Source organism: Nonomuraea terrae, assembly GCF_004348995.1.
Classification (GTDB): Bacteria; Actinomycetota; Actinomycetes; order Streptosporangiales; family Streptosporangiaceae; genus Nonomuraea; species Nonomuraea terrae.
This window is the reverse complement of record NZ_SMKQ01000060.1, coordinates 31,272-42,463: the sequence shown is the minus strand read 5'-3', so window position 1 is coordinate 42,463 and position 11,192 is coordinate 31,272. Positions and strand designations below refer to the sequence as shown.

The window sequence follows — 11,192 nt, the reverse complement described above, 5'->3', positions numbered from 1 at the left end:
CCCATCACGCGCGAGCGCCCCGCCCCCCGGCGTAAGGCCGCTGCCGAGGAGGAGGTGGCCGATTCCCGGCGGGACACGGAGGCGGGCGGCGCCGAGGCGGAGAGGCCCGACTCCGGGCGGGGTGCGAAGGCCCGCGCTGACGAGGCCAGGCGGCGCGAGGAGGAGGAAGCCAGGCGGCGTGAGGAGGCCGAGGCCAGGAAGGCGAAGGAACGCGCCGAGGCGGAGGCGGCGCACCGGGAGTGGCTCGAGGTGCTGGAGACGGCGCAGCGGGAGCACGACGAGCGCGCGGAGAAGGTCGAGCGGCTGGAGCGGAAGCTGGCCAAGGCACGCAAGAAGCTCGCCGACGTGACCCAGCGGCTGGAGGTCGCGCGGCGCGAGGAACGCAACGCACGCCGCCGCCTGAACGGCTAGCCCCCCGATGAACGCCCACTGCGGCCCGCCATACCGGGACGGATGTCCGGCAGGGAGGGCCGGTTCGGAGAGCAGACGGAGGGCTTGGCAGGCAGGCCCGGCACGGAGGCGTGACAAGCAGGCTTGGCACGGAGGCTTGGCGAGCAAGCTTGGCGAGCAAGCTTGGCAGCCAGGCAGGTTTGGTACGGAGGCTTGGCAGGCAGGCAGGCAGGCAGGGCTGGTGGGAGCGCCGCGGGGAGAGGTGTCAGCGGGTGGCGCGGGCGAGATGGGCACAGACCGGCAAGCCGTCCTCCGCGTACGGGGCCGCCAGGCGCAGGTAGTGAGCCTTGACGCGCTCGGCGACCTCGGGCGGCTGGCCGGCGATGAACCCGAACCGGCGCCCGCCCGCCTGCACGACGTCGGTCCACCAGGCCGCGAGGTCGACCCGGTGACGCCACCTGAGGGTGTCGATCGTCACGTCCCTGAACCGGGCCTCCTCCAGCAGGGCCGCGAAACGCGGCGGCGTGTCGCAGGCGGAGAACGGGCGCGGCGGAGGGTCGTAGGGGACCCCGGCGGCGGCGATGGCCTCGGCGATGACGTCGGTGGCCGTCATCTCGTCGGCCTTCCACCAGGTCAGCGCGAGCGAGCCGCCGGGCCGCAGCACACGGCGGAGCTCCTGGAGCGTTCTCGCGGTGTCGGGCACGTGGTTGATGACGAAGTTTCCGGCCACGGCGTCGAACCGCTCGTCCTCGAACGGCAGCTCGGGCAGCGTCGCCTGCCGGATGGTCGCGTACGGGTGGCGGCGGGCGGTCAGCGCCAGCATGGCGGGGTCGGTGTCGACGGCGGTGACCTCGGCGCCCAGCGCCAGGGCGGCCGCCGTGACCACACCGGTGCCGCAGCCGACGTCGAGCAGGCGCCCGGCGCGGATCTCGCAGGCGGGGGCGAGGAGAGGGCCGACCGCGTGGGAGGTGAGACAGGCGAAGCCGCGGTCGTACGCTTCGGCGTTGGTCACGGCGGCCAGCCTAGCGGAACCATGGAGAACCTGACATTCTGGCGTGAGATTACCGGCGAAAACCTGGTTTTCGGGGAAATGTCGGCTCTATGGTCGTCGGCATGACCATCGACGCCTTCATCGCAGCCCTTCCCAAGGTCGAGTTGCACGTGCACCTGGTGGGTTCGGCCTCGGTCGGCACCGTGCTGGAGCTCTCGCGCCGGCACCCCGGCAGCGAGGTCCCCACCGATGAGGAGGAACTGCGCCGCTTCTACACCTTCCGCGACTTCCCGCACTTCGCCCAGGTGTACGGGGCGGTCAACGCGCTGGTGCGGGAGCCGGAGGACGTGGCGACGCTCGTCCTCGGCCTGGCCCGCGACCTCGCCCCGCAGGGCGCCCGTTACGCGGAGCTCCAGGTCACGCCGTACGCTCACCATGTCGTCGGCATGCCCATGCGCGAGGTGACCGAGGCGCTCGACGTGGCCGCCCGCCGGTCGCTGGACGAGCACGGGGTGGAGATGGCGTACATCTTCGACATCCCCGGCGAGTACGGCGAGGAGGCCGCCCAGGTGACGCTGGAGCACGCGCTGCGTGAACCTCCCGCGGCGCTGGTAGGTTTCGGCATCGGCGGTATCGAACAGGATCGTGTGAAATATCGGGACGCGTACCGATCGGCGTTCTCGGCGGCCCGCGCGGCGGGCCTGCACAGCGTCCCGCACGGTGGGGAGATGAGCGGGCCAGAGACGATCTGGGAGGTCATCGAGGGCTACGGCGCCGAGCGCATCGGCCACGGCATCACCTGCCTGTCCGACCCCCGCCTGGTGGCCCACCTGCGCGACACCCAGCTCCCCCTCGACGTCTGCCCCACCTCCAACCTCCGCACCGGCCAGATCGCCCGGATGGAGGACCATCCGCTGCCGCGGATGCTTCAGGAGGGCCTGTACGTCACGCTCAACAGCGACGACCCGCCGATGTTCGCGACGACGCTGGCCGAGGAGTACCGGGTGGCCGCCGAGGTCTTCGGCCTCGCCCGCGCGGACCTGGCCCGCCTGGCCGCCAACGGCGTACGGGCGTCGTACCTGCCGGAGCCCCGCAAGCAGTCCCTCCTCGCCGAGATCGACGCCCTCCTCGCCACGGGGACCTGAGCGCGCCGCGCCACCCGGCACGCCGCTGTCCGACACGCTTGACGATCGGTCCACATGCTGGAACGAACGGCGCCCGGCGACAGGACCGCCTGGGTGGAGCGGCTCCCTGAGGAGAGCCGCGCCTACCCGCTGAGACGGATGGCCGAGCTCGAGATCGTCGATGTCCTGCGCTCCGGCGACCTGTCCGCAGAGCAGGTCGCGGACGATCTGGAAGGCTGGTCCGACTGGCTGCAACGGCGCATCACCGAAGACGTGCCGGACGCCATGGTGCTGGACATCCTGGCCGGACACGGCAGAAGCAAGAGGGTCCGCAGGCAGGCCGCGGAAGGCCTGCCAAGACTCCGCCGATGACGTCGGCGTGAGAGCCGGGGCGGCCGAGCGGCGGTTCGCCGGAACGCGACGCCGCCGCCCGGCTGACGGGTCACGGGGAGGCCAGGCGGCCCAGTTGCGGGGGGATCTTGGCGGCGGCGGCGCGGTCGAGGAGGAACAGGGTGCGGCTGCGGCCGCGGGCCCCCGCCGCCGGCACCTGGACGGGGCCGGACTCCGACAGGGCCAGCCGGACCGCGCCCGACTTCTCCTCCCCGGCGGCCACCACCCACACCTCGCGCGCGGCCTGGATGGCGGGCAGCGTCAGCGAGATGCGCGTGGGCGGCGGCTTGGGGGAGCCGTGCACGGCCACCACCGTACGGGTGTCGTACAGCGCGGGCAGGCCGGGGAACAGCGAGGCCACGTGGGCGTCGGGCCCCATGCCGAGCAGCATCACGTCGAACGCGGGCACCGGCCCGTGGTCCTCGGGCCGGGCCGCCTTGCGCAGCTCGGCGGCGTACGCGTCGGCGGACTCCTCGGCCGTCATGCCCGAGTCGGGGCCGCGCATGACGTGCACCCGCTCCGGGTCCACGTCCACGTGGTCGAGCAGCGCGTCGCGGGCGCCGGTCTCGTTGCGTTCCTTGTCGCCGGCGGGCACGAAACGCTCATCGCCCCACCAGACGTCCAGACGCCGCCAGTCGACCGCGTCGCGCGCCGGGCTCGCCGCGATGGCCGCCAGCGTCGCGATGCCGACCGTGCCGCCGGTCAGCACGATCGACGCCGACCCCGTGGCCGACTGCACGTCGACCAGCCGCGTGATGATCCGCGCGGCCACGGCCTCGGCCAGGACACCGGCGTCGCGGTGTACGGCGATGTGGGGAGTGGTCACGGTCATCCCTTGTACGTCCTCGCGAACCGCTTGACCGCGGCCTCGTAGATCTCGTCGGTGTCGAGCCTGCGCATCTCCTCGGCCACCAGCTCCGACGTCTGCCGCCGCGCCAGGGCGACGTTCCTGTCGGGCTGGCCGGGACGGGAGAGCGTGGCCAGACGGGCGTCGTGCCGGGAGACCGACAGCTCACCGTCGGCCAGCCGCAGCCGCACGGCGGTCAGGCCGGGCCCCTGCGTGTCGGCCACCCGGATCGGGGCGCCGAGCCGCTCGGACAGCCACGCGGCCAGCAGCGGCGCGCTCGGGTGGCCGCTCGCGGCCTCCACGACGCCCTCCTGAACCTGGCCCACCGGCTGGTCGAACGCGGCGGCCAGCAGGCTGCGCCACGGCGTCAGCCTGGCCCAGGCCAGGTCGGTGTCGCCGCGCGCGTAGCCCTTGGCCCGCGTCACCAGGGACCGGACGCCGCCGTCGTCGAACCCCTTGGCGTCGGTGATGCGCCGCTGCGCCAGCGCCCCGACGGCGTCCTTGGACGGCACCTCGGGCGCCTTGCCCGGCCACCACGCCACCACGGGCGTGTCGGGCAGCAGCAGCGGGCTGACGACGGAGTCGGCGTGCTGGGTCAGCTCGCCGTACAGGCGCAGCACCACGACCTCACCGGGCGTCGACTCACCGATGCGCAGCTCGGCGTCGAGCCGGATGGGCTCGTCCGGCTCGCGGTTGATGACCACGATGATGCGCGAGGGGTGCTCGCGGGCCGCCTCGGTGGCGGCGCGCAGCGAGTCGTACTGGTCGCGCTCCTCGCACACCACGACCAGCGTCAGCACCATGCCGATGGCCGGCGCGCCCATCTGGTGGCGCAGGTGCATGAGCTGCGCCGAGATCTTGCCGGCCGTCGTGTCCGACAACATGAATGTGGTCATCTAGAGCCTCCTCCAGACGCGGCCGTCGCGGGCCATCATGGCGTCGGCCGACGGCGGCCCCCACGAGCCCGACTCGTACGGCTCCGGCTGCCCCTGCGTGGCCCAGAACTCCTCGATCGGGTCGAGGATCTTCCACGACAGCTCCACCTCCCGCTGGTGCGGGAAGAGCGGCGGATCGCCGATCATCACGTCGAGCAGCAGCCGCTCGTACGCCTCCGGCGACGACTCCAGGAACGACTCGCCGTAGGCGAAGTCCATGGACACGTCGCGCACCTCCATGGCGGTCCCCGGCACCTTCGAGCCGAAGCGCACGGTGATGCCTTCGTCCGGCTGGACGCGGATCACGAGCGCGTTCTGGCCCAGGATCTCGGTGTCGTCCTTGCTGAAGGGCAGGTGCGGCGCCCGCTGGAACACCACGGCCACCTCGGTGACCCGGCGGCCCAGGCGCTTGCCCGTGCGCAGGTAGAACGGCACCCCTGCCCACCGCCGGTTGGCGATCTCCAGCTTGATGGCCGCGTACGTCTCGGTGGTGGACTCGCGCGAGATGCCCTCCTCCTGCAGGTAGCCGACGACCTTCTCGCCGCCCTGCCAGCCCGCCGCGTACTGCCCGCGGGCCGTGTTGAGCGCCAGGGTTTCGGGCAGCCGCACCGCCTTGAGCACCTTCTCCTTCTCGCGGCGCAGCGCGGAGGCCTCGAACGAGGTCGGGTCCTCCATCGCGACCAGCGCGAGCAGCTGCAGCAGGTGGTTCTGGATCACGTCGCGGGCGGCGCCGATGCCGTCGTAGTAACCGGCCCGGCCACCGATGCCGATGTCCTCGGCCATCGTGATCTGCACGTGGTCGACGAACCCGCGGTTCCAGATCGGCTCGTAGAGGTTGTTGGCGAACCTCAGCGCCATGATGTTCTGGACGGTCTCCTTGCCCAGGTAGTGGTCGATCCGGAAGATCGAGCTCTCCGGGAAGGCCGAGGTGGTGATCTCGTTCAGCTCGTGGGCCGACCGCAGGTCGTGCCCGAACGGCTTCTCGATGACCACCCGCCGCCACGAACCCTCGGGCGCGTCGGCCAGCCCGGTGCGCTTGAGCTGGTTGACCACCATGGGGAAGAACTTCGGCGGCACGGACAGGTAGAACGCGTAGTTTCCGCCCGTGCCCCGGGTCTCGTCGATCTCGCTCAACGCCATCGCCAGCGCGTCGAACGCCCCGTCGTCGGAGAACTCGCCGGGGACGAAATGAATGCCCTCGCGGATCTGCTTCCAGACCTCTTCGCGGAAGGGCGTACGGGCATGAGCCTTGACAGCGTCGTACGTCAACTGGGCGAAGTCCTGGTCCTTCCAATCGCGCCGGGCGAAGCCGACCAGCGAGAAGCCCGGTGGCAGCAGCCCCCGGTTCCCCAGGTCGTAGATCGCCGGCAACAGCTTGCGCTTGGCCAGGTCACCCGTCACGCCGAACAACACCATCACACATGGACCCGCCACCCGGGGCAGCCGCTTGTCGCGCGGATCGCGCAGCGGGTTCGCGGCTTCCACCTCCAGCGTGGTGGCGGTGCCCGCGACGGCGGCCGCCACGGTGACGGCCTCCTCCACGGGAGCTGCCGGGTCGTCAGTCATCTCAAGCCTCCTGTACGGCTTCGAGCAAACGCGCGACTCCCGCCGCGCGGTCGGTCAAATGCAGGCGTACGGCCGGACGCCCGCGCGTTTCCAGCGCCCCCAGGTCGCCGAGCGCCTGGGCCAGCTGCAGCCGGCCCAACGTGTACGGCCGCCCGGGGACCGCGACGTCCTCGGCCACTTCCCCCGTGATCTGCAGGAACACGCCGTTCTGCGGCCCGCTCTTGTGGTACTGCCCGGTCGCGTGCAGGAACCGGGGCGCCCACCCGAACGTGACCGGCCGGTCGGTGCGCAGCGCGAGCAGCGCCCGCAGCGTCGCGGCGTCGGCCATCATCCAGGCGTCGGTCATGTGCTCGAAGTCGGCGCCGTCGGGCACCGGCGCGTCGAAAGCGGCCAGCCGGTCGAGGTAGGCCATGACCGCCAGGTAGCCGTCGCGGGGGATGGCGTGCAGCACCTCGGCGAACAGCCCCGGCAGGTCGGTGGCCCGCACCGCGCCGTACACCTCGACCGGCCCGTCGGTGAACGCCGGAGCGCCGGCCGGCAGGTCGGGCAGGGTCAGCAGCTCGGTGGTGTTCGCCTTCGACTCGGCCACCTCGGGCTGATCGAAGGGGTTGACCTCCAGCAGCAGCGCGGCGATCGCGGTCGCGTATTCCCAGACGAGGAACTGCGCGCCCAGCGGGCCGTCCACGCGCACGTCGCCGACGTCGGACTCGATCGCGACGACCAGCTCGTCACCGGTCCCGTTGGGGTCGGCGGCGACGACGGGCAGGATGCCCCTGCCCTGCTTGCCGGTGGACTCGGCGACGAGCTGCTCGATCCAGCCGGGCAGCCCGTTGATGGCCGAGAGCTGGTCCTCGAGCACGAGCTTGTCGCGACCGGCCAGCGCCGCGCCGCCGAGCGCGGCGCCCAGGTCGAGGCCGGGGTTGCCGGTGTCACGCGACAGCAGCGGCAGCACCTGCCCGGCCTCGTCGAGCAGGCGCTCCACGTCGGCGCCCGCCAGCGCGGCCGGCACCAGCCCGTACGCCGACAGCGCCGCGTAGCGGCCGCCCACGTCGGGCCGGGCGGTGACGAGGGCGTAGCCGGCCTCGACGGCCCGCTTCTCCAGCGGCGATCCCGGGTCGGTGACCACCACGAAGCGCCCGGCCGGGTCGATGCCGGCCTCGGCGAAGGCGGCCTCGTAGACGCGCAGCAGGGCGTCGGTCTCGACGGTGGTGCCGCTCTTGCTCGCCACCACCACGACGGTGTTGTCCAGTTGCTCGGCCAAGGCCCGGCGGACCTGCGCCGGGTCGGTGGTGTCGAGCACGGTGAGCGGCACGTCGCAGGTGTCGCAGATGACCTCGGCGGCCAGCGCGGAGCCGCCCATCCCGGCCAGTACGACGTTCGTCAGGCCCGCGGCGCGGGTGCGACCCGCGAGCCGGCCCAGCTCGGGCAGCAACTCGCGGGAGGAGCGGGGCAGCGCCAGCCAGCCGAGGCCGGCCGCCGCCTCCGCCTCGGCGTCCTCGCCCCACAGCGTGGGGTCGCCCCCGGCGAGCCGCGCGGGCACGCCGTGGGCGGTGAGACGCCCCGCGACGGAGGAGGCGGCGGAGGCCACCTCCTCCTCGCGGTAGGAGACCTCCATCACGGAACCAGGTTCTTGGTGACGCTCTCGAGCAGCTCGTTCCAGGACGCCTCGAACTTCTCCACGCCCTCGTCCTCCAGCACCTTGACCACGTCGTCGTAGTCGATGCCGGCCTCCTTGAGCGCGGCCATGGTGTTCCAGGCCTGCTCGTAGAAGGGGCGGATGGTGTCACCCGTGACGTTGGCGTGGTCGCCGGTCGCGTCGAGCGTCTTCTCCGGCATCGTGTTGACGGTGCCGGGCGCCACGAGCTGGTCGACGTAGAGGGTGTCGGGGTACTCCGGGTTCTTCACGCCGGTCGAGGCCCACAGCGGCCGCTGCGGACGGGCGCCCGCCGAGCGCAGGCGCTGCCAGCGCTCGGAGTTCATCACGTCCTCGAACGCCGCGTACGCCAGGCGCGCGTTGGCCACGCCCGCCTTGCCCTTCAGGTCGGCCCTGCCCAGCTTGTCGAGCCGCTTGTCGATCTCGGTGTCGACGCGGCTGACGAAGAACGAGGCCACCGACTCGATCGTGGCCAGGTTGAGTCCCTTGGCCTGCGCGGCCTCCAGGCCGGCCAGCCAGGCGTCCATGACCGCGCGGTAGCGCTCGAGGGAGAAGATCAGCGTGACGTTGACGCTGATGCCCTCCGACAGCGCCTGCGTGATCGCGGGCAGGCCCTCCACCGTGGCCGGGATCTTGATGAACAGGTTGGGCCGGTCGACCAGCCACCACAGCGCCCTGGCCTCGGCGATCGTCTTCTCGCTGTCACGGGCCAGGCGCGGGTCGACCTCCAGCGACACGCGGCCGTCCACGCCGCCGGTGGCGTCGTAGACCGGGCGCAGCACGTCGGCGGCCCAGCGGATGTCGTAGGTGGTGATGGAACGCACGGCCTCGCCCACGTCGACGCCGCGTACGGCCAGGTCGTGGAGCTGGGCGTCGTACGCGTCGCCCTTGCTGAGAGCGCTGGCGAAGATCGTCGGGTTGGAGGTGACTCCGACGACGTTCTTCTCGCGGATCAGCTGTTCGAGGTTGCCGCTGCGCAGGCGCTCACGGCTGATGTCATCGAGCCAGATGGCAACGCCCTGGCCGGACAGCTTCTTGAGGATCTCGCTCATCTCTTCTTCAGTTTCCCGTCGTCTCGCCCTTGTCCTGGCCCAGCTTGGCCAGGCTCGCCTTGGCCGCCGCCGCCACCCTCTCCGGCGTCAGCCCGAACTGCTCGTACAACGTCCTGTACGGGGCCGAGGCACCGAAGTGTTCGAGGCTGACCACTTCGCCGCACTCGCCGACGTACTGGTGCCAGCCGAGTGCGACGCCCGCCTCGACCGCCACCCGAGCCCGGATCGACGAGGGCAGAACCGTCTGCTTATATGCCGATTCCTGCCCGTTGAACCACTCGACACACGGCATCGACACCACTCGCGTCGGGATGCCCTGCGCCTCCAGCAGCTCGCGGCCCTCGACCGCGATCTGCACCTCGCTGCCCGTGGCGATGAGGATCACCCGCGGCTGGCCGTCGGACGCCTCGCGCAGCACGTAGCCGCCGCGGGCCACGCCGTCGGCGCTGGTGCCCTCGTAGACGGGGAGGTTCTGCCGGGTCAGCGCCAGCGCGGCCGGCCGGTCGGTGTGCTCCAGCACGGCCCTCCACGCGTACGCCGTCTCGTTGGCGTCGGCCGGGCGCACCACGTCGAGGCCGGGGATCGCGCGCAGCGCCCACAGGTGCTCGATCGGCTGGTGAGTGGGGCCGTCCTCGCCGAGGCCGATGGAGTCGTGCGTCCACACGTACGTGACCGGCAGCTTCATGAGCGCGGCCAGCCGCACCGACGGGCGCATGTAGTCGGAGAAGACCAGGAACGTGCCGCCGTACGGGCGGGTGCCGCCGTGCAGGGCGATGCCGTTCAGGATGGCGCCCATGGCGTGCTCGCGGATGCCGAAGTGCAGGGTGCGGCCGTAGCGGTTACCCGGGAAGTCCTTCGTCTGGTACTCCTCCGGGATGAACGACGGCTCGCCCTTCATCGTGGTGTTGTTGGACTCCGCCAGGTCGGCCGAGCCGCCCCACAGCTCGGGCAGCACCGGCGCGAGGGCGCTGAGCACCTCGCCGGAGGCCTTGCGGGTGGCCATCGAGGTGCCGGTCTCGAACGACGGCAGCGCCTTGGCCCAGCCGTTGGGCAGCACGCGGTGGGAGATGCGGTCGAGCTCGTCGGCGCGCTCGGCGTTGGCCGTGCGCCACTCGGCGTAGCCCTTCTCCCATTCGGCGTGCAGGGTGCGGCCGCGCTGGGCGATGCCGCGGGCGTGCTTGAGCACCTCGTCCGGCACGTGGAAGGTCTTGCTCGGGTCCATGCCGAGGACTTCCTTGGTGGCGGCGACCTCCGCCTCGCCCAGGGCCGACCCGTGGATCTTTCCGGTGTTCTGCTTGTTGGGCGCGGGCCAGCCGATGATCGTGCGCAGCCGGATGAACGACGGCCGGTCGGTCTCGGACTTGGCCGCCATCAGCGCGTCGTAGAGGGCCTGGACGTCTTCGGCGTACTCGCCGGTGGCGGTCCAGTCGACGCTCTGGGTGTGCCAGCCGTAGGCCTCGTAGCGGGCGACGACGTCCTCCGACTTGGCGATCAGGGTGTCGTCCTCGATGGAGATGTGGTTGTCGTCGTAGATGACGACGAGGTTGCCCAGCTTCTGGTGACCGGCGAGGGCGCTGGCCTCGTGGCTGATGCCCTCCTCGATGTCGCCGTCGCTGACGAAGCACCAGATGTGGTGGTCGAACGGCGAGGCGCCGGGCGCGGCGTCGGGGTCGAACAGGCCGCGCTCGCGGCGGGCCGCCATGGCCATGCCGACCGCGTTGCCGAGACCTTGGCCGAGCGGGCCCGTCGTGGTCTCGACGCCGGCGGTGTGGCCGTGCTCGGGGTGACCGGGCGTGAGGCTGTCCCACTGGCGCAGCCGCCGCAGGTCGTCGAGGGTCAGGCCGTAGCCGGACAGGTAGAGCTGGAGGTACAGGGTCAGGCTGGTGTGGCCGCACGACAGCACGAACCGGTCGCGCCCCAGCCAGCCGGGGTCGGTCGGGTCGTGGCGCATCACACGCTGGAAGAGCAGGTATGCGGCGGGAGCCAGGCTCATCGCGGTGCCGGGGTGACCCGAGCCCGCCTTCTCCACTGCGTCCATCGCCAGTGCTCGAACGACGTCGACCGCCTTCTTGTCGAGGTCGGTCCATTCAAGGGCTGGCACGAGTTCGGTGCTCAAGCTCGATCTCCGGAGTCTAGTTGTCATTGGTATGTACCGGTTGGCTATCCCGCCCACACGGGACCTTAACCGAGTGGAGCCTTCCGGCGATTCCCATCCCACCCACGCGTCTCCATGGGGGCTCAAG

General features: G+C 71.7%; 10 protein-coding genes. 3 read left to right on the top strand and 7 right to left on the bottom strand.

Annotation, left to right across the window (positions count from 1 at the left end; all coding sequences use genetic code 11):
* On the top strand, nucleotides 1–411 hold a 411-nt coding region (locus E1286_RS20745), incomplete at its 5' end, for a hypothetical protein (RefSeq protein WP_425464765.1).
* 244 nt (nucleotides 412–655) lie between these two features.
* Here E1286_RS20745 and E1286_RS20740 read toward each other — a convergent pair.
* Nucleotides 656–1,402, bottom strand: coding sequence for a class I SAM-dependent methyltransferase (locus E1286_RS20740; RefSeq protein ID WP_223190162.1), 747 nt, complete (start codon nucleotides 1,400–1,402; stop codon nucleotides 656–658).
* Nucleotides 1,403–1,503: 101 nt separating this feature from the next.
* Here E1286_RS20740 and add point away from each other — a divergent pair, with 101 nt between their 5' ends.
* Both add and E1286_RS20730 read left to right on the top strand, forming a co-directional pair.
* Entirely contained in the window at nucleotides 1,504–2,526 is a 1,023-nt protein-coding gene (gene add, locus E1286_RS20735; protein ID WP_132614959.1) for an adenosine deaminase, read from the top strand.
* 54 nt (nucleotides 2,527–2,580) lie between these two features.
* On the top strand, nucleotides 2,581–2,877 hold the full coding sequence (locus E1286_RS20730) for a hypothetical protein (protein ID WP_132614957.1): 297 nt from the start codon (nucleotides 2,581–2,583) through the stop codon (nucleotides 2,875–2,877).
* A 70-nt stretch (nucleotides 2,878–2,947) separates the two neighbouring features.
* Here the strand turns inward: E1286_RS20730 and pgl are convergent, their stop codons facing one another.
* The 6 genes from pgl to tkt form a co-directional block, all read right to left on the bottom strand.
* Nucleotides 2,948–3,721 (bottom strand): 6-phosphogluconolactonase, encoded by a 774-nt coding sequence (pgl, locus tag E1286_RS20725; RefSeq protein ID WP_132614955.1) that lies wholly within the window; start codon nucleotides 3,719–3,721, stop codon nucleotides 2,948–2,950.
* A 2-nt stretch (nucleotides 3,722–3,723) separates the two neighbouring features.
* On the bottom strand, nucleotides 3,724–4,638 hold the full coding sequence (gene opcA / locus E1286_RS20720; protein WP_132614953.1) for a glucose-6-phosphate dehydrogenase assembly protein OpcA: 915 nt from the start codon (nucleotides 4,636–4,638) through the stop codon (nucleotides 3,724–3,726).
* Entirely contained in the window at nucleotides 4,639–6,093 is a 1,455-nt protein-coding gene (gene zwf, locus E1286_RS20715; protein ID WP_425464766.1) for a glucose-6-phosphate dehydrogenase, read from the bottom strand.
* A 151-nt stretch (nucleotides 6,094–6,244) separates the two neighbouring features.
* Nucleotides 6,245–7,858: a glucose-6-phosphate isomerase gene (locus E1286_RS20710; protein WP_132614975.1), complete on the bottom strand. Its 1,614-nt coding sequence runs from the start codon at nucleotides 7,856–7,858 to the stop codon at nucleotides 6,245–6,247.
* Nucleotides 7,858–8,949, bottom strand: coding sequence for a transaldolase (gene tal, locus E1286_RS20705; protein ID WP_132614951.1), 1,092 nt, complete (start codon nucleotides 8,947–8,949; stop codon nucleotides 7,858–7,860). Before tal ends, E1286_RS20710 begins: the two co-directional genes overlap by 1 nt.
* A gap of 7 nt (nucleotides 8,950–8,956) precedes the next feature.
* The gene (gene tkt, locus E1286_RS20700; RefSeq protein WP_132614949.1) at nucleotides 8,957–11,092 is read right to left on the bottom strand and encodes a transketolase; all 2,136 of its coding nucleotides are present in this window, start codon (nucleotides 11,090–11,092) and stop codon (nucleotides 8,957–8,959) included.
* Nucleotides 11,093–11,192 lie beyond the last annotated feature (100 nt).

What these genes read in the sequence shown, in the direction of transcription:
- add (WP_132614959.1), top strand. Translation starts at nt 1,504, where the DNA reads ATGACCATCGACGCCTTCATCGCAGCCCTTCCCAAGGTCGAGTTGCAC.
- E1286_RS20730 (WP_132614957.1), top strand. Translation starts at nt 2,581, where the DNA reads ATGCTGGAACGAACGGCGCCCGGCGACAGGACCGCCTGGGTGGAGCGG.
- opcA (WP_132614953.1), bottom strand. Translation starts at nt 4,638, where the DNA reads ATGACCACATTCATGTTGTCGGACACGACGGCCGGCAAGATCTCGGCG.
- zwf (WP_425464766.1), bottom strand. Translation starts at nt 6,093, where the DNA reads ATGGTGTTGTTCGGCGTGACGGGTGACCTGGCCAAGCGCAAGCTGTTG.
- E1286_RS20710 (WP_132614975.1), bottom strand. Translation starts at nt 7,858, where the DNA reads ATGGAGGTCTCCTACCGCGAGGAGGAGGTGGCCTCCGCCGCCTCCTCC.
- tal (WP_132614951.1), bottom strand. Translation starts at nt 8,949, where the DNA reads ATGAGCGAGATCCTCAAGAAGCTGTCCGGCCAGGGCGTTGCCATCTGG.
- tkt (WP_132614949.1), bottom strand. Translation starts at nt 11,092, where the DNA reads ATGACAACTAGACTCCGGAGATCGAGCTTGAGCACCGAACTCGTGCCA.